Raw genomic sequence first — 20484 nt, forward strand, 5'->3', positions numbered from 1 at the left:
GCGCGGGCGCAGATACGTCGGCGGACTACAGCCTGAAGCAAATGTACGGTATGACATGCTTATTGGCAAGATTTACAGCAACCCCGTTTTCAACAGGGGCATTGATACAGGTTGAGACATTGCGTGATGGCAATGGTAATATCCCGCAATCATCTAAGGAGTCGTCATGGCGGTCATGCATCAACATCTACCCCTGGAACAAGTGCGTCCTGGCATGGTCTTGTCGGATGTCTTGCTCGACGCGCATGGACAAGTACTATTGCCGCAAGGCGCGGTATTGACGGAAAACATGCTGTCCCTGATGCCGCGCCACGGCATCGACATGCTGCCGATCCAGGCGCCCCCCCCCTCGCCGGAAGAAATCGCCGCGCAACAGGCGGCCGACAGCGAACGGCTGGCCTACTTGTTCCGCAAGCATGATCCGGAGAATCCCGAAGACGCGGCCACTACCTTGCTGCGCAGCTATGTCACGGCTTACCGCCTTGGCACGGGAGAGGCCGCATGAGCACCCAGTTGACGCTCGACGATATCGTCGCCCACCTCGATGACTTGCCCTCGCTGCCCGCCGTCGTGATGGAACTGTTGAACAGCATCGACCAGGACGACGTCGATATTTCCGTGCTGGCGAAAAAAGTGTCGTACGACCAGGCGCTGACGGCCAAGACCCTGCGCCTGGCCAACTCATCCCAATATGGCCTGCAAGTGAAGGCCACCACCATTCAGCAGGCGATTACTTACCTGGGCTTCCAGACCACGCGCAGCCTGATCACGTCGGCCGCCATCACAGGTTGCTTCCCGGAAGGTCGCTGCCCCGGCTTCGACGACAAAGCCTTCTGGCGCCATTCGGTGGCGACGGCCGCCTGCGCCAAGGTGCTGGCGCGGCAGATCCGCTTCAACCAGGATTATGCCTTCACGGCCGGCTTGCTGCACAACATCGGCCGCCTGGTGCTGGTCAGCAGCTTTCCCGCGCAGTACGCGCAAGTCATCGCGCACCAGGCGGCGCACGATTGCAGCCTGCTCGAAGCGGAGCAAACCGTGCTGGGCGTGGACCATGTGCAGGCAGGCGTGGCACTGGCCGAGCACTGGAATTTTTCCGACACCATGCGCCTGGCGCTGGCCAACTACCTGCAGCCGGAAACGCCGGGGGCCGGCTTCCTGGCAGCGCTGATCCACGTGGCCAATGCCATCGTCTGCGCGCTCGACCTGGCGCAGGCGGGCGACGACATGGTGCCGCACGTCTCGCCGGTAGCCTGGGATGCGCTGGGCCTGGGCGAAGACACGTATCTGCAACTGTTCCGCGAAACGGAGCTGCGCTACGACGAAATCACCTCTGCACTGCTGAGCTAAACGCCGCGCCACATGCCAACGGCTCTCGCCGCGAGGCGAAAGCCGTTATGGGTACTGCGGTGTATCCATGCTGCCCGGTCCACGCCAGCCTGTTGCCGCCAGCAGTGACGCGAGCGGCACAGTCAGCGCGCAACCACATCAGTGCGCGTAATTCGATTCTTGCGCATCGCCGCGGTCTTCCGCTTTTGGACGCCCCTGGGCATCGGACAGGCGATACTTGGTGCGGCGGTCGCCCATCAAGTCGCGCAGGTCACGAATGCTCATGCCCGTCACTTCGTGCATGCGAATCAGCAGCGAGGCGCCGACCGGCAAGCGGTGGTGGCGGATCTTGCTGATGACCGGTGGCGCCACTTCAAGCAGACGCGACAGGGCTGCGTCGTTTTTCAGCTGCATCTTGCTCAGCAGAATATCCAGCAGGTGATTCGGGTTGTAACTCTCTTGCGATGCTAATGCATGATGTGCCATGATTTTTCCTCGTCTGGTGAATGTAGAAAATAATGCCGATACGAACTTAAGGCTGGCTTAGAGTGTTTAAATAAACGTCTTTCCATCAGATTCAGCCTCCCCTCCGTCTTCCCTCCGCCTCCCTCCTTCTCGCACTGCCTGCACAGGACTCGGACAGCCACGCCCAGCCAGCGTATGTAACCTGCCACGTGAGTAAAAGCACGTGCAACTCACTAAAATGAATTGCATATAAGACAATATACTAGCCCAAACAGGCCGCATCTGCGCTTCGCGCAAACTTCCTGATTGTTAAATATCAATCAAGCTGCTGGTTGGCTTGGAAACGATGCCATTTCAACACATTAGGATGCCAGCGGGCGCACACAAGGCTTTGCAGCAACTTGTTACAAATCAATGGTGTCGCACGGCAATAAATGCTTTTCAGCATCGTCGTGCCATGCGCCGTATTCGCGCTGCAATCTTGTCGGCGAGATCAGTGCGACATGGCCCGTCCCGGCGATTTACGCTAAACTATGGCCTGAACTTGCAGCGAGCCTGCCACCGGGCAGCCAGAGGCGCCCGGCCGGTCATCCACCGTCTCCCGCCCTGAGCGGCGCCCAGCGCAAGCCCCCTGCCCGGCTTATTTGCCGCCACACTTATTTGCCCCACTCATTTTGCCGCCACATTTACCGATAAGCACCCGACTCCATGCAGAAAAAAGTATTCATTAAAACCTTCGGCTGCCAGATGAACGAGTACGACTCGGACAAGATGGCCGATGTGCTGGGCGCCTCCGACGGCCTGGTGCGTACCGACACGCCGGAAGATGCCGATGTGATCCTGCTCAACACCTGCTCCGTGCGCGAAAAGGCACAGGAAAAAGTGTTTTCCGACCTGGGCCGTTTGCGCGAGCTGAAACTGGCCAAGCCGCACCTCCTGATCGGCGTGGGCGGCTGCGTGGCCTCGCAGGAAGGCGACGCCATCGTCAAGCGCGCGCCGTATGTCGACATGGTCTTCGGCCCGCAAACCCTGCACCGCCTGCCGCAAATGATCGAACTGCGCCGCTCCAGCGGCGCCTCGCAGGTCGACATCAGCTTCCCGGAAATCGAAAAGTTCGACCACATGCCGCCGGCCAAGGTAGACGGCGCTTCGGCGTTTGTTTCCATCATGGAAGGCTGCAGCAAATATTGCAGCTACTGCGTCGTGCCCTACACGCGCGGCGAGGAAGTGTCGCGCCGCTTCGAAGACGTGCTGACGGAAGTGGCGGGCCTGGCAGCCCAGGGTGTCAAGGAAATCACCCTGCTGGGGCAGAACGTGAACGCCTACCGTGGCGCGATGGAAGGGGGCGAGATCGCCGACTTCGCCCTGCTGCTCGAATACGTGGCCGACATTCCCGGCATCGCGCGCATGCGCTTCGTCACCAGCCACCCGAAGGAATTCACGCAGCGCCTGATCGACGCCTACGCAAAGATCCCGCAACTGGTCGACCACCTGTATCTGCCGGCGCAGCACGGCTCCGACAAAATCCTCGGCGCCATGAAACGCGGCTACACGGGCCTCGAATACAAGTCCATCATCCGCCGCATCCGCGCCGTGCGCCCGAACATGGCGATTTCGTCGGACTTCATCGTCGGTTTCCCTGGCGAGACCCAGACCGACTTCGACGCCATGATGAAGCTGATCGCCGACGTCGGTTTCGACAACAGCTACAGCTTCATCTTCAGCAAGCGCCCCGGCACGCCGGCCGCCAGCCTGGCAGACGACACGCCGCATGAAGTCAAGCTGGCCCGTTTGCAGCAGTTGCAGGCGGCCATCGACGCCAACACGCGCAAATACAGCCTGGCCATGGTGGGCAGCGTGCAAACCATCCTCGTCGAAGGCCGTTCGAAGAAGGACACCGATGACAGTGAACTGCAAGGCCGCACGGAAAACAACCGCGTGGTCAATTTCGACGCCGGCCCGGACGCGCTGCAGCTGGTCGGCCAGCTGGTCGACGTGCGCATCACCGAAAGCCATTCCTACACCCTGCGCGGCGAACTCGTCGCCGGCGCTTCCGCATTGAAAAGAGCCAGTTGAAAACCAAAGCCCCGATACAGCCGCATTACTTCATCCCCGAGCCGCTGGACAACACGCGCCTGGCGCATCTGTGCGGGCCGCTCGATGAAAACCTGCGCCAGATTTCCGCCGCCCTCGACGTGACGATCTTCCGCCGCGGCGAGAAATTCATCGTCGGCGGCAGCAATGCCGAGCGGGCCGTGGAAATCCTGGAACAGTTTTACGCCATCGCCAACAAGGTCGTGCCGCTGGAAGAAGTGCAACTGGCCCTGGTGGAACAGCGCGCGGGCCTGTCCGCCGCCTCGGAACACCACGTCAACGCGCCTGCCAGCACCTTCGTCGAGCCGGACATCGCCAGCCCCGTGCTGAAAACCAGGCGCAGCGACCTGCGCGGGCGCACGCCGCACCAGATCGCCTACCTGCGCGACATCCTCGAACACGACATCAGCTTCGGCGTGGGTCCGGCCGGCACCGGTAAAACCTATCTGGCCGTCGCCTGCGCCGTCGACGCGCTCGAACGCGACGCCGTCAAGCGCATCATCCTGACGCGCCCTGCCGTCGAAGCGGGCGAGCGCCTGGGCTTCCTGCCGGGCGACCTGGCGCAAAAGGTCGATCCGTATCTGCGGCCCCTGTACGACGCGCTGTACGATTTGCTGGGCTTTGACCGCACGCAAAAACTGTTTGAAAAACAGGTGATCGAGATCGCCCCGCTGGCCTACATGCGCGGACGCACCCTGAACCACGCCTTCGTCATCCTCGATGAAGCGCAGAACACCACCGTCGAACAGATGAAGATGTTTTTGACGCGCATCGGCTTTGGCAGCAAGGCCGTGGTGACGGGCGACGTGACGCAAGTCGACCTGCACAAGAGCCAGACAAGCGGCCTGATCGACGCCGTGCACGTGCTGAAAGACGTACGCGGCATCGGCTTTACGCAATTTAACAGCAGCGACGTGGTGCGCCATCCGCTCGTCGCGCGCATCGTCGATGCGTATGAAACGGCGCAAGCGGCCGGCGCCGACGCCGCCCAGTTACTCCCCTTGTTGAAACCAGCTGCCGCCAAAAATGTCCGAAAAAAATAAACTGTCCTTGTCCGTGCAATACCCGGACGCCCGCCTGGCTTCCCTGATCACGCGGCCCAAAGTGCGCCGCTGGGTCAAGGCGGCCCTGTTCGCGCCCGCCGAATTGACCATCCGCTTCGTCGATGCCGAAGAAGGCCGTACCTTGAACCGCGACTACCGCGAAAAGGATTACGCCACCAATGTGCTGACCTTTGCCTACAACGAAGGCGAAGAGTTAAGCGACGACGAGCCGACGCGCGCCGACATCATCCTGTGCACGGACGTGCTGGAAAAGGAAGCGGCGGAACAAAAGAAAAGCGTGGAAGAGCACACGGCCCATCTGATCGTCCACGGCGTGCTGCATGCGCAGGGCTACGACCACATGGATGACGAGGAAGCGGCCGAGATGGAGGGCCTGGAAACGGAGATCCTCGCAAAACTCGGCATTACCGACCCGTACAAGGAGTAAGACCATGGGCACTTGGGCCACCGACGCCTTCGGCAACGACTACGCCATGGATTGGGCGCAGGATCTGCACGAATACAAAACCCTGGAACTGGTCGAGACCACGCTCGACAACGTCATCAACAGCACGGAGGCGGAACTCGAAGCGCCGTTCGCCGCCGAGGCGCTGGCCGCGCTGGAAGTGATCGCGCGCCTGCAAGGCAAACCGGGCGAGGACGACCCGGCCACCGTGGAAGTGGACGAATGGGTGGCCACCTGCAAGAAGAAAGTCACGCCGCCGCTGCTGGAAAAAGCACGCCTGGCGCTGGACAAGATCGTGGCAGAGTCGTCGGAACTGCGCCAGCTGTGGCAAGACAGCGAGCATTTTGCCGACTGGCTGGCGGACGTGGCGGCCTTGCGCGCGCGCGTGCTGGGCCAGGACGCCTGAAACATCGGGCAACGGCGCACTTCAACGTATTAAATTTGCATCAAAAGCGGGGAAATCCGGTATTGCCCCACTTTTGGTGTATCCTATATCCCTTCGCAACAACGGCTCACGCCTCCTATGCCCGAGCACCCTAGTGGCGTCAGAACTGACGTCAAGCCCCACCGGTCACTGTTTGAACGCCTGACCGCACTCATATCCCCCGAGCCAGAGAACCGTGCAGAATTGCTCGATGTTCTACACGATGCGCATGAACGCAAGCTGATCGACGCCGACGCCCTGTCGATGATCGAAGGCGTGTTTCAGGTATCGGATCTCTGTGCGCGCGACATCATGATTCCCCGTTCGCAAATGGATGTCATCGACATCAGCAAGCCGATCGAGGAATGGATGCCGGAAGTCCTGTCCACCGCCCACTCGCGCTTCCCCGCGATCGAAGGCGAGCGCGACAAGGTCATCGGCATCCTGCTGGCGAAAGACTTGCTGCGTTATTACGCAGAAGAAACTTTCGACGTGCGCGACATGCTGCGCCCCGCCATCTTCATCCCCGAATCGAAACGCCTGAATGTGCTGCTGCGCGATTTCCGCGCCAACCACAATCACATGGCCATCGTCGTCGATGAATACAGCGGCGTCGCCGGCCTGATCACCATCGAAGACGTGCTGGAACAGATCGTCGGCGACATCGAGGACGAATACGACTTCGACGAAGCCGAGGACAACATCCTCTCGCTCAAGGAAGGCCAGTTCGGCCCCCGCTGGCGGGTCAAGGCACTGACCGAGATCGAACAGTTCAACGAAGAAGTGGGCAGCCACCTGGTGGACGACGACGTCGACACCATCGGCGGTCTGGTCTCGAAGTACCTGGGCCGCATGGCGCACAAGGGCGATATTTTCGACCTGGGCAATCTGCGCTTCGAGGTGCTGCGCGCCGATGCGCGCCAGGTGCACGTGCTGCTCGTCGAGCGCCTGCCCAACGTGCCGGAACTGGAACTCTGACATGCGCGTGCTGTAAATGCGTTTCAGACGCGCTGACCCCAACGCCCCCGCCAAACCGCCCCGCAGCACCTGGGCGCGCATGCTGACTGCGGCCGTTGCCGGCGCCGTCGCGGTGCTGGCGTTCGCCCCTTTCGGCTACTGGCCCCTGCAAATCCTCAGCCTGGGCGTGCTGTTCTACCAGGTGCTGCGCGCCTCGAACGTCAAGAGCGGTGCGCTGATCGGCTGGGCCTATGGCTTCGGCTGGTGCGCGGCCGGCACGCACTGGCTGTACATCTCCATGCACCGCTATGGCGACATGGCCGCACCGATCGCCGCCATCGCCGTGGCCCTGCTGGCCCTCTTGATGGCCATCTATGTGGCACTGGCCATGGGCGCGGCCGCCTGGCTGCGCCAGCGCTGGGTGCTATCCCTGCCCGCTATGACACTGCTGGTGCTGCCGGCCACCTGGACCCTGTTCGAATGGACGCGCGGCTGGCTATTTACGGGTTTCCCGTGGCTGGCCACGGGCTACGCCCACAATACCAGCCCGCTGGGCGGCTTTGCCCCCATCGTCGGCGCATATGGCCTGGGCTGGCTGGCGGCCCTGTCGGCCGGCGCCCTGCTCTTGCTAGTCCACCCCCTGCACCGCACGCGCTGGACCGCGCTGGCCGGCGTCATCGCGCTGTACGCGGCCGGCGTTGGCTTGCAGTATGTGGCGTGGACGCACCCGGTCGGACGCCCGATCACGGTGCGCCTGTTGCAGGGCAATGTGCCGCAGCAGCAGAAATTCGACCCCGGCTTCGTGCTGGGCGCCCTGCAGATGTACCAGAACGCCATCACCAGCGCGCCGGCCGACCTGATCGCCACGCCGGAAACGGCCGTCACCGTGCTGCCGCACCAACTGCCGCCCGGCTATCTGGATAGCCTGACGACTTATTCGCAGCAGACGGGCAGCACGATCCTGCTCGGCATGCCCGTGCTCGACGAGCAGCAGCGCTTCTACAATGCGGCCCTGGGTATCTCGCCCAACAGCACGGCGGGTCCCTACTACCAGTACCGCAAGCACCACCTGGTGCCGTTCGGTGAATTCGTGCCGCCCGGCCTGCACTGGTTTGTCGCCATGATGGCCATCCCGCTGGGCGACATGGGCCGCGGCGCCGAGGTGCAGGCGCCGCTCCAGGTGCGCGACCAGCTGGTGCTGCCAAATATCTGCTACGAAGACTTGTTTGGCGAGGAAATCGCCGGCCAGCTGGCCAGCGCCCACCGCAATGGCAAGCAGTCGGCCTCGGTGCTGCTGAATATCTCCAACCTGGCCTGGTTTGGCGACTCGATCGCCATCCCGCAGCATCTGCAGATTTCGCAGATGCGCAGCCTGGAAACGGGCCGCCCCATGCTGCGCTCGACCAACACGGGCGCCACCGCCGTCATCGACGGCAAGGGCGTGGTGCAAAGCCTGCTGCCACCGGAACAGCAAGCCACGCTGGCAGCCAAGGTGCAAGGCATGGGCGGCATGACGCCGTACATTCTGTATGGCAATAAACTGGTGCTGGCCCTGGCCGCGCTGGCCCTGCTGGCGGCCTTCCTGCTGTCGCGCGCCGCCCGCCGTGGCCGCGCCGCACAGCAATAAGCGGCCGATATTGCCCGAAGAGTCACAGTCGGCTCGTAAAAACCGCTAAAATTAGCAAAACTCCGGCCCGGACGCGCTTGATTAACAGCGTCCGGGCTTCAAGCAACCCTTAACAAAGCGCAGCCTCCCGCGCGGCGAACTCATACGATGCTCACATTTCAACAAATTATCCTGACCTTGCAAACCTATTGGGACAAGCAAGGTTGCGCCCTGCTCCAGCCTTACGACATGGAAGTCGGCGCCGGTACCTTCCACACCGGCACCTTCCTGCGCGCAATCGGCCCGGAACCCTGGCGCGCCGCGTATGTGCAGCCGTCACGCCGCCCGAAGGACGGCCGCTATGGCGAGAATCCGAACCGCATGCAGCACTACTACCAGTATCAGGTGGTGCTCAAGCCCGCGCCGGAAAATATCCTCGACCTGTATCTGGGTTCGCTGGCCGCCCTGGGCCTGGACCTGAAACAGAATGATGTGCGCTTCGTCGAAGACGACTGGGAAAGCCCGACCCTGGGCGCCTGGGGCCTGGGCTGGGAAGTCTGGCTGAACGGCATGGAAGTGACCCAATTTACCTACTTCCAGCAAGTGGGCGGCCTCGATTGCAAGCCTGTGCTGGGCGAAATCACCTACGGCATCGAACGCCTGGCCATGTATCTGCAGGGCGTGGAAAACGTGTATGACCTGGTGTGGACCGAGTGGGAAGAAAACGGCACAACCAAAAAACTGACCTACGGCGACGTGTTCCACCAGAACGAGGTGGAGCAATCGACCTACAACTTCGAGCACGCGAATACGGACCTGCTGTTCGAACAGTTCGGCAACTACGAAGCGGAAGCGAAGCGCCTGATCGAGCTGCAACTGACCCTGCCCGCCTACGAAAAGATCATGAAGGCCTCGCACAGCTTCAATATGCTGGACGCGCGTGGTGCCATCTCGGTGACGGAACGCGCCGCCTATATCGGCCGCGTGCGCACCCTGTCGCGCCTGGTGGCGCAAGCGTATTACGACTCGCGCGAGCGCCTCGGTTTCCCGATGCTGCCCGCCGCAGACCAACCCGCCGCCGCTTAACTTCGAGCCTCCATCATTCGAGCCTCTACACCGCCGTACCAGACAAGAACACCATGAACCAAACACTGCTCATCGAACTGCTGACCGAAGAACTGCCGCCGAAAGCGCTGGCCAAACTGGGCGCCGCCTTCACCGCCGGCATCGTCAATGGCCTGAAAGCGCGCGACTTCCTGGAAGCCGACAGCGTCGCCACCAGCTACGCCTCGCCGCGCCGCCTGGCCGTCTCCATTACCAACGTGCGCGAAGTCTCGCCCGACAAATCCATCCGTGAAAAAGTCTTGCCCGTCTCGGTGGCGCTGGACGCGAATGGCAACGGCACGCCGCCGCTGGCCAAGAAACTGGCCGCGCTGGGCTTTCCCGAGCTGACGGTGGCCGAACTGGAACGCGCCGTCGACGGCAAGGCTGAAAGCTTTTTCTACACCTACACGGCGCCAGGCAGCCAGCTCGCCACCGGCGCGCAGGCTGCCTTGACGGAATCGGCCGCCAAGCTGCCGATTCCAAAACTGATGAGCTATCAGCGCCCGGACGGCACGACCGTGCAATTCGTGCGCCCGGCGCACAGCCTGATCGCCCTGCATGGCATCAACGTGCTGCCTCTGACCCTGCTGGGATTGACAGCCGGCCGCACTACCCTGGGCCACCGCTTCCTCACCGACGGCAAGGCTATCACCATCGCGCACGCGGAAAACTATGCGGCCTCGCTGATCCTCAACGCCAGCGTCATCGCCAGCAACGAGGAACGCAAGGAGCGCATCCGCGCCCAGTTGCTGGACAAGGCCGGGGCCGACCAGGTGCTGATGCCCGAAGCGCTGCTCGACGAAGTGACGGCCCTGGTCGAATGGCCGGTCGTGTATGAATGCCACTTCGAGGAAGAGTTCCTGGCCGTGCCGCAGGAATGCCTGATCCTCACCATGCAGACGAACCAGAAGTATTTTGCGCTGACCGACAGCGAAGGCAAGCTGCGTTCACGCTTCCTGATCGTTTCCAACATCGAAACGGACACGCCAGAACACATCATCGGCGGCAACGAGCGCGTCGTGCGCCCGCGCCTGTCCGACGCCAAGTTCTTCTTCGAGCAAGACAAGAAGAAAACCCTGGCAGCGCGTCTGCCGCTGCTGGCCAACGTCGTCTACCACAACAAACTCGGTACGCAAGCGGCACGCACAGAAAGAGTAAAAGCATTAGCCGGCGCCATCGCGGCAAAACTGGGCTACGACGTGGCCCTGGCAGAACGCGGCGCCCTGCTGGCCAAGGCCGATCTGCTGACCGACATGGTGGGCGAGTTCCCCGAACTGCAAGGCATCATGGGCACGTATTACGCGCGCCATGACGGCGAGCCGGAAGAAGTGGCGCTGGCCGCTTCCGAGCATTACCAGCCGCGCTTTGCCGGCGACAGCCTGCCGTCGACCGCCACCGGTACCGCCGTGGCCCTGGCCGACAAGCTCGAAACCCTGGTCGGTATCTGGTCGATAGGCCTGGCGCCGACGGGCGACAAGGACCCGTTCGCGCTGCGCCGCCACGCGCTGGGCGTGCTGCGCATGCTGCTGGAAAAGCGCTTGCCATTGTCGATCCAGGGCTTGCTGGGCGACGCCGCTGCGCAATTTGCCGCCATCCCCGGCTTCAAGGACCCGGTGGCGGACGTCACCACCTTCATGCTGGACCGCCTGCGCGGCATCCTGCGCGAACGCGGCTTCTCGCCGAATGAAATCGAAGCCGTCGTGGCGCAAAACCCGGACCGCCTGGACGACATCGTGCAGCGCCTGGAAGCCGTACAGGCATTTGCCGCCCTGCCGGAAAGCGCCTCGCTGGCCGCCGCCAACAAGCGCATCACGAACATTCTGAAAAAGAACGAGGAAGCAGTCAACCAGGTCGCCGCCGGCGGCGTCAACGTGGCGCTGCTGCAGGACGAAGCGGAGAAAAAACTCGCCGCCGCCGTCTCGCGCGTGCAGCCGGAAGTCGACGCGGCCTTCGCCAAGGGCGACTTCACCAGCACCCTGCAAACGCTGGCACAGCTGCGCGACGACGTCGATGGCTTCTTCAACGACGTGATGGTGATGGCCGAGGATGTCGCCCTGCGCAACAACCGCCTGGCCTTGCTGTCGTCGCTGCACGGCATGATGAACCGCGTGGCCGACATTTCCAAGCTGGCGGCATAATGGGCACTCCGGCGCTGAAACTGATTATTCTCGACCGCGACGGCGTCATTAATCATGACTCGCCGGACTTCATCAAGTCGCCGGCCGAATGGCTGCCGATTCCCGGCTCGCTCGAAGCGATCGCCCGCCTGAACCAGGCTGGCTATCGCGTCGTCGTCGCCTCGAACCAGTCCGGCATCGCGCGCGAGTACTTCGACATGACGGTGCTGAACGCGATCCACCAGAAGATGCATACCCTGGCGCAGCAGGTGGGTGCCGATATCGACGCCATCTTCTTTTGCCCGCACGCGGGGGCGGACAATTGCGACTGCCGCAAGCCGAAACCGGGCATGTTCCATGAAATCTCGAAGCGCTACAACACCAACCTGAAAGGCGTGCCCACCGTTGGCGATTCGCTGCGCGACCTGCAGGCAGGTTTCATCAGCGGCTGCGTGCCCTACCTGGTCCTGACGGGCAAGGGTGAAAAAACCAACGAAACGGGTGGCCTGCCGCCTGGCACCCAGGTCTTCCCCGACCTGGGTGCCGTGGTCAGCCACCTGCTCAAGGCGCCAGCAGCGCCAGCGCCCACCGTGGCATTCAGTATCTAATTTTCGGAGAACCGCATTGCGTAATATTCCCCTGTTCCTGCGATCCCTGCTGTTCATGACCATCATGATCGTGGCCACCATCGTCTGGGCCTGCGTGTGCTTTTTTGCCGCGCCATTGAGCTACAACAAGCGCTATTGGGTCACCTCGCGCTGGAACGTGTTTATCCTGTGGTGCGCCAAGGTCATTTGCGGCATCCGCTATGAAATCAAAGGCGCCGAGAACTTCCCGGATGAGCCGGCCATCGTGCTGTCGAAGCACCAGTCGGCATGGGAAACCATCTTTTTGCTGCCCAGCCTTCCACGCCCGCTCGTGTATGTATTCAAGAAGGAGATCCTGTACATCCCGTTCTTCGGCTGGGCCATGGCGCTGCTGCGCATGATCCCCATCGACCGCAAGCAGGGCAAGCATGCGTTCAAGAGCGTCGTCGTCCATGGCAAGCGCCGCCTGGCCGACGGCCAATGGATTATCATGTTCCCCGAAGGCACCCGCATTCCGGTGGGCCAGGCCGGCAAGTACAAGAGCGGCGGCACGCGTTTGGCAATCGCCACGGGCGCCGTGGTGGTGCCGATTGCGCATAATTCAGGCGAATGCTGGCCCAAGCAGTCATTCCTCAAACGCCCGGGACTGATCACCGTCTCGATAGGCAAACCGATTTCGCCGGAAGGGCAAACCCCGGACAGCATGATGCAACAGGTGGAAAATTGGATAGAATCAGAAATGCGCGTCATTTCGCCTCACGCCTACAACGCTGGCTAGACGGCATCAGCGCGGTCATCCAGGAGCCGACACTGCGCCAGCAGATGAAGACCATCAAGGTCGGCGACCAGCAACTGGATTTGTTCGCGCATGACGTCTCGACCAGCACGCCCCCGGCGGTGCGCCCCACGGCACCGCCAGCGCCGCCCGTGGCACCACCGCTTCACGTTCCAGCGTGGCCGGTAGTGCCCGTGCCACCCGTCGCTGTTCCTTCATCCCCTCAGCTGCCTTCCCCGCCACGCCCTGCCGATGGCGCTCCGCTGCGTCAGTTGCAGCTGGGCAGTCACCTGGTCGAATTCGCACTGCGCCGCTCAACGCGCCGTTCCATCGGCTTCATGATCGACGATAACGGCTTGCGCGTGACCGCGCCCAAGCGCGTCACCCTGGCCGAAATCGACAATGCCATCCGCGCCAAGCAAGGCTGGATCGTCTCGAAGCTGCTGGAACGAGGCGAGCGCAAGGTGCAGCGCCAGCAGCGAGCGCCCGTGGCATGGGTCGATGGCGCCGTGCTGCCCTATCTCGGTGGCGAGATCACATTGCGATTGCACCAGGCGCCGCGCCACCGCGCCAGCTTCCAGCGCGAGACGAATGAATTGCACGTATGGGTCACGCCCACGGGCAGCGAACAACAGTTGAAGGAAAAAGTGAAGGGCTGGTTCCAGCATGAAGCGCGCCAGCTATTCGAAGCGCGGCTGGACCTGTATGCGGACAGACTGGGTGTGCGCTACGATTCATTATCGCTGTCCTCGGCCGGCACGCGCTGGGGCAGCTGCACCATCGAGCGCAAGATCCGCCTGAACTGGCGCCTGATCCACTTCGCCCTGCCGCTGATCGACTACGTGGTGGCGCATGAACTGTCGCACCTGCTGGAAATGAACCACAGCCCCCGCTTCTGGGCCACCGTGGAATCGATCTATCCCGATTACGATGGCGCCAAGCAGGCATTGCGCAAACGTTCGCAGGAATTACCGGTGCTGTTTTAACGATACGACTACCAAACGGCGCAAAGCTGGGGTCAGACCCGGCGGGTCTGACCCCGGAATTAAGCTGGCAGCAAAGGTTTGATGGCCGCGACGGTGCGCGGCGTGGCGCCCCGGTGCTGCGCCGCGAAGGCCAGCGCCTTTTGCCCCATCGATGCCAGCTGCGCGGGGTTTTGCAGCAGGACTGACGCCTGCGCCATCAGCGCGTCGGCGTCCGCCACCAGCGAGGCGCCGCCGGCGGCAATCGCCTGCGCGGTCACCAGCGCGAAATTGAAGGTATGCGGGCCGATCAGCACGGGTTTGCCCAGCGCCGCCGGTTCGATCAGGTTTTGCCCGCCCAGTGGCAGCAGGCTGCCGCCGACGAAAGCGCAATCGCAGGCCGCGTAATACGCAAACATCTCGCCCATGGTATCGCCCAACAGCACCTGCGTGCCCGCCGCAACGGCATCGTCCTGCGCCAGGCCGGACCTGCGCTGCACGGCCAGGCCATGCGTCAGCACCAGTTTTTCCACCTCGTCGAAGCGCTGCGGATGGCGCGGCACGATCAGCAACAGCACGTTGGCGGGCAGGCTGGCGCGGGCAAAGGCATCAAGAATCAATGGCTCTTCGCCTTCGCGCGTGCTGGCGCACAGCAGCACGGGGCGTGCACCTATCGCACCGCGCAGCCAAGTGCCCGTCGCCAGCGCCGCCTCGGGCACGACGACGTCGAACTTGATGCTGCCCGTGACGACCACGTCCTGCACGCCCAGCTGGCGCACGCGCTCGGCGTCGTCCTGCGTCTGCGCCGCCACCAGAGTAATGCCGCGCGCCGCATCGGCAATGAGCTTGCCCAGGCGCTGCGCCTTGCCCAGCGAACGCTGCGACAAGCGCGCGTTGGCCAGCACCACCGGCACTTTGTAGCGATTGCACTGGTGAATCAGATTCGGCCACACTTCCGTCTCCATCAGGATGCAGATGCGCGGCGCGAAATGGCGGATGAAACTGGCCGGCATGGCGCCCGTGTCGTACGGCAGGTAGCTTTGCACCAGGCGCGCGCCGTGCTTGGCAAACAGGGACTTGCCCGTGGCGCGCCCCGTGGGCGTCATGTGCGTGAGGACGATGCGGCACGCGGGCCATTGGGCCAGCAGCGCATCGATCAGCGGCTCGGCCGCGCGCGTCTCGCCGACGGAGACGGCATGCAGCCAGAGCGTCGGCATCTGGGACTCGGACTGGCGCCCGTAAAAACCCAGGCGCTGGCCCCAGTGCTGGCGGTAGCCGGGTTCCTGGCGTCCGCGCAGCCATAGCCGCGCCAGCACCAGGGGCAAGGCCAGCCACCAGGCAAGGGTATAAAGAAGTCGCATGATAGGTAACGTTAAGTCAGGCGGGAGGATGCTCGGCCAGCAGGCGCTGCGCTGCTGCCAGCACTTCCGGCACGCCGGGCGGCGCGCCCTTGTCGCCCAGGTTGATGATGTTCGGCGACCAGTTGCCTTCCGTTTTCCACCGCGGCGAGTCAGCATAGATTTCCACCGTCGGGCGCACAAAGGCGGCGGCGATATGCGTCAGGCCCGTGTCGACGCCGATTACCAGTGCCGCGTGGCGCGCCAGCAGGGTGGCGTCGCCCATCGACAGCTTCGGCAGCATGCGCGCGTTCGGCAGGCTGGTCGCCAACTCTTCGGCTTCCGCCTTTTCCTTGGGCGAACCCCAGGGCAGCAAAATCGGCATGGGCGCCAGCGCATGGCCGACGGTGATCCAGTTCTGCGGCGCCCATTTCTTGGCATCGCGCGCCGTACCGTGGAAATACACGCAATACGGCGCCGCGCCCATCCAGTCCGGGCGCGCTTCGCTGCCGGACACCTCCGGCAAGCCGAAATCGGCCGGCGTATCGGCCGTGTAGCCGAGTGCGGCGGCAGCCACCAGGCGGCCACGCGCTACCGCATGCGTGCGCGGGTCGAGCGGAATGCTTTTGGTATGAAACAGGCGCGAAATGCCCTCGTAGCCGGAACCTTCGCTGCCGTTCGCCAGGCCGACCTTCTGTCCGCCCGGCGCCAGGCGCGCTGCGCCCATGATGATGCCCGTCTTGAGCAAGCCCTGGGTATCGAACACATAATCGTAGCGCACTTGGCGCAGGCTGCGGAAGAAGGCGGCGATTTCCGCGCGCGTCTCTTTCTTGCCCAGGCTCTTGCGCCAGCGGCGCAATGAAAACGGGAAGATGGTATTCACACGGGGGTTCAGGCGCACCAGGCTGGTGTAGCCTTCCTCGACCACCCAGTCGATGGTCGCGTTCGGGAAATGGCGGGCGATGTCCGCCACCATCGGCAGGTTATGCAGCACGTCGCCCAGCGAAGATACCCGCACCAGCAGGATTTTCAAGGGCGCCTGTGCGCCAGATTGACCGGCCATGCTGTCAGAACGGCAGGACGGCGTCAGGCTTGGCGGCCAGGATCACGCTCTTGAACTGTCCCTGGATGCGCGCCAGGGCTTGCGGCGTTTCCGCTTCGAAGCGCATGACGATCACCGGCGTGGTGTTCGACGAACGGGCCAGGCCGAAGCCATCCGCGTATTCCACGCGCAAGCCGTCGATGGTGATGATCTGTTCATTGCCGGGGAAGACGGCATCGCGGCGCAGCATGTCCATCAGCGCGACATTCTCGCCTTCCTTCAGTTCCAGATGCAGTTCCGGCGTGCTGTCGGACTGCGGCAGAGAGTTCAACAGGGCCGAAGGATCGGCTTCGCGCGTGAGGATTTCCAGCAGACGCGCAGCCGAATACAGGCCGTCGTCGAAACCGTACCAGCGGTCCTTGAAGAAGATATGGCCGCTCATTTCGCCGCCCAGCGGCGCACCCGTTTCACGCAGCTTGGCTTTCACCAGCGAGTGGCCCGTCTTGTACATCAGCGGCACGCCGCCATGCTTGCTGATCCACGGTGCCAGGTGGCGCGTGCACTTCACGTCATACAAAATCTGCGCGCCCGGATGGCGGGTCAGCACGTCGGCGGCAAACAACATCATCTGGCGGTCAGGGTAGATGATCTGGCCATCCTTGGTGACCACGCCCAGGCGGTCGCCATCGCCGTCGAAGGCGATGCCGATTTCCGCATCCGTCTCGGCCAGGCAGCGGATCAGGTCTTGCAGGTTTTCCGGATGCGCCGGGTCCGGATGGTGGTTCGGGAAATTGCCATCGACGTCGCAGAACAATTCGATGACGTCGCAGCCCATGCCGCGGAACAGGTCGCCGGCGAACGCGCCGGCCACGCCATTGCCGCAGTCGACGGCGATCTTGATCGGGCGCGCCAGCTTGACGTCGCCCAGAATGCGCTCCAGGTAGGCGGCGCGGATATCGTGCGTGGTGTAGCTGCCCGGGTTGGCAACGTCCTTGGCGCTGGTGCTGCCGTCGTGCGCGACGATGCTGTGATACAGCGCCTGGATCGCTACACCATGGATCGCTTCGCCGGCCAGCACCATCTTGAAGCCGTTGTAATCGGGTGGATTGTGGCTCCCCGTGACCATAATGCCGGAGCGCGTGTCGAGCACATTCGTGCCAAAGTACACCATCGGCGTGGCCACCACGCCCATGTCGATCACGTCGACGCCTGCCGCTTGCAAGCCCTGCGCCAGCGCCGCCGTCAATTCCGGTCCCGAGAGGCGTCCATCGCGGCCGATCACGACCCGCTGCTCACCCTTGGCCAGGGCTGCCTGGCCAAATGCCTGACCGATCTTGTGGGCCACGCTGGCATCGAGGGTTTTAGCGATGATGCCGCGAATATCGTAGGCTTTGAAGATCGTTCTGGACAATGGAAGCATGGTGTGGGCGATATAAGTAGGATCAAATAGGATGCTTGGCAAGTAGCAACGCGACCGAACGCATGCTACTGCGCCAAGAGTATACCGAATTATACGCGCAGCAGATCGATGGACTTGCCCGATTCCACCCACTGCTTGACCCACAGCGGTTGGCGGCCACGGCCTGTCCATTGTTGAGTAGCATTGTCAGGATGGCGGTAACGCACCGCGACTTTGCCCGTGCGCGGGTGCAAACCATCGAGTATCAGCTGTTTCAGCGGAATGCCCGCTTGCTGCGCGATGGCCATGATCTGTTCGCGCGCCTTGTTCAAGTCTTCACGCTCGCGGCCGTTCAATTCCTGCTTCACACTATCTTCCAGCTTGCGCAATTCCAGCATCGTCATCGTTGACAGATCCATCCCGTACATCCTTTACATTGTTAAATAATAAAATCACGTGGAATATACTACATTGCATAAACATTTGCCCGCCGCTGCATAATCCATCGCCAATTGAATCACGGCCCCGGATTTATTTCAGGGCACAACATTAAGATTAAATGAAGAATATGCAGGAAACACTCGTGGAAAATGCATAAACATGGATGCTTGGTATTCCGGCAGGCCTGATCGCCGTGCTGGCAGGCGAGCCAGAAAATGATTATCGATATAAAGCAGCGGGACATTCAGCCACAGTAAATGCCAATACAGATTAACCGGCGCCCGGATTTTTCCTGCCGAGCAGCCGTTCGCGCAATCAGGCGCCTGCCAGCAATGCACCCAACGACCAAGGGCAGCCATGCTTATAATGCATGCGCGTAGTTCACTTCACCTCGGTACCTATGAAAACTTACTTTATCGGCGATCTGCAAGGCTGCCATGCACAAACCATCGAATTGATCGAACGGATCCAGACGGCGGCAGAAGGCCCCTACCGCCTGCTGTTCGCGGGCGACCTGATCAATCGTGGCCCGGCATCGCTGGCCACCCTGCGCCACGTGCACGCGCTGGCGCAGCAGGGCCTGGCCGACAGCGTCCTGGGCAACCATGACTTGCACCTGCTGGCCGTGGCCAACGGCATCCGGCCCGAGCACGCGTCCGATACGCTGGCCGAGATCCTCGACGCACCCGACCGCGAGGAATTGATCAGCTGGCTGCGCCAGCGTCCGCTCGTCTTGCAGCACCAGGGCCATGTGCTCGTGCATGCGGGCTTGCTGCCTCAATGGAGTGCCTCCCAGGCCCTGTCCCTGGGCGAGGAAGTGTCCAGCATGCTGCGCAGCGATGGCTGGGTGGCGTTCCTGCGCAGCATGTACGGCAACGAGCCGGCCGCCTGGCGTGACGACCTGCAGGGCGCCGACCGGCTGCGCTGCATCGTCAACGCCATGACGCGGCTGCGCTTTTGCACGCCGGGCGGTGTCATGGACTTCAAGATGAAGGAGAGCGGCAGCGCGCCGCCGGGCTCCGGTCTGCTGCCGTGGTTCGACGTGCCGGGCCGGCGCAGCGCCGGCGACACCGTCGTCTTCGGCCACTGGTCGGCGCTGGGACTGCAGTTGCGGCCCCACCTGATCGGCCTCGATAGCGGTTGCGTCTGGGGTGGAAAACTCTCCGCCATATGCCTGGAAGACCGCTCGCTGCTGCAAGTCGATTGTCCCACCTTCCAGCAGCACAGTGGCAAACGGTAAGTGCCAAGTAATAAGCATGGCGCGCATATGCTTAGTCGAAATCGGTCGTTGGCCTTGCCGCCCAAGCCCCGTATGATGCAGCTTTTGCCATTGCGATCCCATGCATCCTGATACCGACAAGCTGGCCCGCTGGCTGCTCGGCAGCCTGGAACTCGACACCGCCGTCCTGCACGTGGGCCAGTACTGTGGCCGCTGGCGCGCTTCCACAGCGGGCCGGGAACTGGGCAGCTTTCACCTGGTACTCGATGGCCACTGCTATTTGCACCTCGATGGCGCCGCGCCGATAGCACTCGGCCCGCGCGATGGCGTCTTCCTGCTGCGCGACTTGCCCCATTTCCTCAGCCCCCACAGCGATCCGCTGCAGACGGTCAGCGCGCAAGCCATGCTGCCGCTGCAGACGCTCACGGAGCAACCGGCGACGGCGCTGGCCTGCGGCTTCTTTCAATTTCGCGGCGCCCTTTCCGCGCTGATCGTCGACTCCTTCCCGCCGTATCTGCTGATACGCGGCGACGCGCCCGCCTTCGGCGCCGCCGCCGCGCTGTTCGACCTGATCCTGGCAGAGGCAGGCGACGACCCGGAGCAACCGTCACCGCTCATCGCGCGCCTGGTCGAACTGCTGTTTTTTTACCTGATTCGCCATGTGGCGCAGGGCGAGCAGGTGGCAGCCGGCCTGCTATCACTGCTGCACCAACCCGCATTTTCGCCGCTGCTCGAACGCATGCTCGACGCCCCCGCCGACGACTGGTCGATCGAGAACATGGCCAAGGCGGCCTGCATGTCGCGCGCCAGCTTCTGCAAGCATTTCGCCAACGCCAGCGGCCACTCGCCGGCCCAATTCCTGCTCCTGCTGCGCATGAAGATCGCCGCGCGCCGGCTGCACGACGGCGTCTCCGTCGAACGCGCAGCCGAACTGGTGGGCTACCGCTCGCACGCCGCCTTTACGCGCGCCTTCAAGCGGGTCACGGGCGAGCAACCGGGCGCCTACCGGCGTGACCAGCGCCAGCGCCAACTGGCCAGCTGAGGTTCATCTGACCTCAAGGTTTGCGCAATCAAAGACGAACGAGCACAAAAGGACGACGCTGACGTCTGTTACCTGCAC

The 20484-nt window shown here is 62.8% G+C and carries 21 protein-coding genes; 15 read left to right on the forward strand and 6 right to left on the reverse strand.

Annotated features, from left to right (window positions below; translation table 11 throughout):
• Window positions 1-166 precede the first annotated feature (166 nt).
• Window positions 167-505 (forward strand): hypothetical protein, encoded by a 339-nt coding sequence (locus tag ACQ4WL_RS05800; RefSeq protein WP_436508676.1) that lies wholly within the window; start codon window positions 167-169, stop codon window positions 503-505.
• On the forward strand, window positions 502-1347 hold the full coding sequence (locus ACQ4WL_RS05805) for an HDOD domain-containing protein (RefSeq protein ID WP_436508677.1): 846 nt from the start codon (window positions 502-504) through the stop codon (window positions 1345-1347). The genes ACQ4WL_RS05800 and ACQ4WL_RS05805 overlap by 4 nt, the downstream gene beginning before the upstream one ends.
• A 138-nt stretch (window positions 1348-1485) precedes the next feature.
• On the opposite strand, the gene ACQ4WL_RS05810 is transcribed toward ACQ4WL_RS05805, so the two are convergent.
• On the reverse strand, window positions 1486-1812 hold the full coding sequence (locus ACQ4WL_RS05810) for a hypothetical protein (RefSeq protein ID WP_034746769.1): 327 nt from the start codon (window positions 1810-1812) through the stop codon (window positions 1486-1488).
• A gap of 687 nt (window positions 1813-2499) precedes the next feature.
• Between ACQ4WL_RS05810 and miaB the strand changes: the two genes are divergently transcribed.
• The 11 genes from miaB to ACQ4WL_RS05865 all read left to right on the forward strand — a co-directional run bounded on the left by miaB (window position 2500) and on the right by ACQ4WL_RS05865 (window position 13950).
• Window positions 2500-3867: a tRNA (N6-isopentenyl adenosine(37)-C2)-methylthiotransferase MiaB gene (gene miaB, locus ACQ4WL_RS05815; protein WP_436508678.1), complete on the forward strand. Its 1368-nt coding sequence runs from the start codon at window positions 2500-2502 to the stop codon at window positions 3865-3867.
• Window positions 3864-4928, forward strand: a complete 1065-nt coding sequence (locus tag ACQ4WL_RS05820; RefSeq protein ID WP_436508679.1) for a PhoH family protein — start codon at window positions 3864-3866, stop codon at window positions 4926-4928. Before miaB ends, ACQ4WL_RS05820 begins: the two co-directional genes overlap by 4 nt.
• Window positions 4912-5376, forward strand: a complete 465-nt coding sequence (gene ybeY / locus ACQ4WL_RS05825) for an rRNA maturation RNase YbeY (protein WP_436508680.1) — start codon at window positions 4912-4914, stop codon at window positions 5374-5376. The genes ACQ4WL_RS05820 and ybeY overlap by 17 nt, the downstream gene beginning before the upstream one ends.
• A 4-nt stretch (window positions 5377-5380) precedes the next feature.
• Window positions 5381-5800: a DUF4259 domain-containing protein gene (locus tag ACQ4WL_RS05830; protein ID WP_436508681.1), complete on the forward strand. Its 420-nt coding sequence runs from the start codon at window positions 5381-5383 to the stop codon at window positions 5798-5800.
• Between the two features lie 117 nt (window positions 5801-5917).
• Window positions 5918-6796 (forward strand): CorC family transporter, encoded by an 879-nt coding sequence (locus tag ACQ4WL_RS05835; RefSeq protein ID WP_071075558.1) that lies wholly within the window; start codon window positions 5918-5920, stop codon window positions 6794-6796.
• Between the two features lie 79 nt (window positions 6797-6875).
• Window positions 6876-8402 carry an apolipoprotein N-acyltransferase gene (gene lnt / locus ACQ4WL_RS05840; RefSeq protein ID WP_436508682.1) on the forward strand — a complete coding sequence of 509 codons (1527 nt, stop codon included), beginning with the start codon at window positions 6876-6878 and terminating at the stop codon, window positions 8400-8402.
• Window positions 8403-8549: 147 nt separating this feature from the next.
• Window positions 8550-9467 (forward strand): glycine--tRNA ligase subunit alpha, encoded by a 918-nt coding sequence (gene glyQ / locus ACQ4WL_RS05845; protein ID WP_034746745.1) that lies wholly within the window; start codon window positions 8550-8552, stop codon window positions 9465-9467.
• Window positions 9468-9520: 53 nt separating this feature from the next.
• On the forward strand, window positions 9521-11623 hold the full coding sequence (glyS, locus tag ACQ4WL_RS05850) for a glycine--tRNA ligase subunit beta (RefSeq protein ID WP_436508684.1): 2103 nt from the start codon (window positions 9521-9523) through the stop codon (window positions 11621-11623).
• Window positions 11623-12210, forward strand: a complete 588-nt coding sequence (gene gmhB, locus ACQ4WL_RS05855) for a D-glycero-beta-D-manno-heptose 1,7-bisphosphate 7-phosphatase (protein ID WP_436508686.1) — start codon at window positions 11623-11625, stop codon at window positions 12208-12210. Before glyS ends, gmhB begins: the two co-directional genes overlap by 1 nt.
• A 16-nt stretch (window positions 12211-12226) precedes the next feature.
• A complete protein-coding gene (locus ACQ4WL_RS05860) occupies window positions 12227-12967 on the forward strand; it encodes a lysophospholipid acyltransferase family protein (protein WP_436508687.1) in 741 nt (246 codons plus the stop codon).
• A 44-nt stretch (window positions 12968-13011) separates the two neighbouring features.
• The gene (locus ACQ4WL_RS05865; protein ID WP_436509098.1) at window positions 13012-13950 is read left to right on the forward strand and encodes a M48 family metallopeptidase; all 939 of its coding nucleotides are present in this window, start codon (window positions 13012-13014) and stop codon (window positions 13948-13950) included.
• A gap of 59 nt (window positions 13951-14009) precedes the next feature.
• Here ACQ4WL_RS05865 and waaA read toward each other — a convergent pair whose 3' ends face one another.
• The 5 genes from waaA to ACQ4WL_RS05890 all read right to left on the reverse strand — a co-directional run bounded on the left by waaA (window position 14010) and on the right by ACQ4WL_RS05890 (window position 18504).
• A complete protein-coding gene (waaA, locus tag ACQ4WL_RS05870) occupies window positions 14010-15287 on the reverse strand; it encodes a lipid IV(A) 3-deoxy-D-manno-octulosonic acid transferase (RefSeq protein ID WP_436508688.1) in 1278 nt (425 codons plus the stop codon).
• 16 nt (window positions 15288-15303) lie between these two features.
• A complete protein-coding gene (gene waaC / locus ACQ4WL_RS05875) occupies window positions 15304-16326 on the reverse strand; it encodes a lipopolysaccharide heptosyltransferase I (protein WP_436508689.1) in 1023 nt (340 codons plus the stop codon).
• Window positions 16327-16330: 4 nt separating this feature from the next.
• On the reverse strand, window positions 16331-17725 hold the full coding sequence (locus tag ACQ4WL_RS05880) for a phosphomannomutase/phosphoglucomutase (protein ID WP_436508690.1): 1395 nt from the start codon (window positions 17723-17725) through the stop codon (window positions 16331-16333).
• An 89-nt stretch (window positions 17726-17814) separates the two neighbouring features.
• Window positions 17815-18123 carry an H-NS histone family protein gene (locus ACQ4WL_RS05885; RefSeq protein ID WP_436508692.1) on the reverse strand — a complete coding sequence of 103 codons (309 nt, stop codon included), beginning with the start codon at window positions 18121-18123 and terminating at the stop codon, window positions 17815-17817.
• A gap of 117 nt (window positions 18124-18240) precedes the next feature.
• Complete coding sequence (locus tag ACQ4WL_RS05890; RefSeq protein WP_436508693.1) at window positions 18241-18504, reverse strand: hypothetical protein; 264 nt, start codon at window positions 18502-18504, stop codon at window positions 18241-18243.
• A 41-nt stretch (window positions 18505-18545) separates the two neighbouring features.
• Here ACQ4WL_RS05890 and ACQ4WL_RS05895 point away from each other — a divergent pair, with 41 nt between their 5' ends.
• Together ACQ4WL_RS05895 and ACQ4WL_RS05900 are read left to right on the forward strand one after the other, a co-directional pair.
• The gene (locus ACQ4WL_RS05895; protein WP_436508695.1) at window positions 18546-19385 is read left to right on the forward strand and encodes a symmetrical bis(5'-nucleosyl)-tetraphosphatase; all 840 of its coding nucleotides are present in this window, start codon (window positions 18546-18548) and stop codon (window positions 19383-19385) included.
• 100 nt (window positions 19386-19485) lie between these two features.
• Entirely contained in the window at window positions 19486-20406 is a 921-nt protein-coding gene (locus ACQ4WL_RS05900; RefSeq protein ID WP_436508697.1) for an AraC family transcriptional regulator, read from the forward strand.
• Window positions 20407-20484: the final 78 nt, after the last annotated feature.

The organism is Janthinobacterium kochi, from assembly GCF_051380715.1.
Taxonomy (GTDB): domain Bacteria; phylum Pseudomonadota; class Gammaproteobacteria; order Burkholderiales; family Burkholderiaceae_D; genus Janthinobacterium.

Excerpts from the sequence above, each read along its gene's own strand:
- ACQ4WL_RS05830 (WP_436508681.1), top strand. The coding sequence starts at position 5,381 with ATGGGCACTTGGGCCACCGACGCCTTCGGCAACGACTACGCCATGGAT.
- ACQ4WL_RS05835 (WP_071075558.1), top strand. The coding sequence starts at position 5,918 with ATGCCCGAGCACCCTAGTGGCGTCAGAACTGACGTCAAGCCCCACCGG.
- ACQ4WL_RS05800 (WP_436508676.1), top strand. The coding sequence starts at position 167 with ATGGCGGTCATGCATCAACATCTACCCCTGGAACAAGTGCGTCCTGGC.
- ybeY (WP_436508680.1), top strand. The coding sequence starts at position 4,912 with ATGTCCGAAAAAAATAAACTGTCCTTGTCCGTGCAATACCCGGACGCC.
- ACQ4WL_RS05895 (WP_436508695.1), top strand. The coding sequence starts at position 18,546 with ATGAAAACTTACTTTATCGGCGATCTGCAAGGCTGCCATGCACAAACC.
- ACQ4WL_RS05890 (WP_436508693.1), bottom strand. The coding sequence starts at position 18,504 with ATGGCTGCCCTTGGTCGTTGGGTGCATTGCTGGCAGGCGCCTGATTGC.
- waaA (WP_436508688.1), bottom strand. The coding sequence starts at position 15,287 with ATGCGACTTCTTTATACCCTTGCCTGGTGGCTGGCCTTGCCCCTGGTG.
- gmhB (WP_436508686.1), top strand. The coding sequence starts at position 11,623 with ATGGGCACTCCGGCGCTGAAACTGATTATTCTCGACCGCGACGGCGTC.
- glyS (WP_436508684.1), top strand. The coding sequence starts at position 9,521 with ATGAACCAAACACTGCTCATCGAACTGCTGACCGAAGAACTGCCGCCG.
- ACQ4WL_RS05880 (WP_436508690.1), bottom strand. The coding sequence starts at position 17,725 with ATGCTTCCATTGTCCAGAACGATCTTCAAAGCCTACGATATTCGCGGC.
- waaC (WP_436508689.1), bottom strand. The coding sequence starts at position 16,326 with ATGGCCGGTCAATCTGGCGCACAGGCGCCCTTGAAAATCCTGCTGGTG.
- ACQ4WL_RS05900 (WP_436508697.1), top strand. The coding sequence starts at position 19,486 with ATGCATCCTGATACCGACAAGCTGGCCCGCTGGCTGCTCGGCAGCCTG.
- glyQ (WP_034746745.1), top strand. The coding sequence starts at position 8,550 with ATGCTCACATTTCAACAAATTATCCTGACCTTGCAAACCTATTGGGAC.
- ACQ4WL_RS05805 (WP_436508677.1), top strand. The coding sequence starts at position 502 with ATGAGCACCCAGTTGACGCTCGACGATATCGTCGCCCACCTCGATGAC.
- lnt (WP_436508682.1), top strand. The coding sequence starts at position 6,876 with ATGCTGACTGCGGCCGTTGCCGGCGCCGTCGCGGTGCTGGCGTTCGCC.
- ACQ4WL_RS05810 (WP_034746769.1), bottom strand. The coding sequence starts at position 1,812 with ATGGCACATCATGCATTAGCATCGCAAGAGAGTTACAACCCGAATCAC.
- ACQ4WL_RS05885 (WP_436508692.1), bottom strand. The coding sequence starts at position 18,123 with ATGGATCTGTCAACGATGACGATGCTGGAATTGCGCAAGCTGGAAGAT.
- ACQ4WL_RS05865 (WP_436509098.1), top strand. The coding sequence starts at position 13,012 with ATGAAGACCATCAAGGTCGGCGACCAGCAACTGGATTTGTTCGCGCAT.
- miaB (WP_436508678.1), top strand. The coding sequence starts at position 2,500 with ATGCAGAAAAAAGTATTCATTAAAACCTTCGGCTGCCAGATGAACGAG.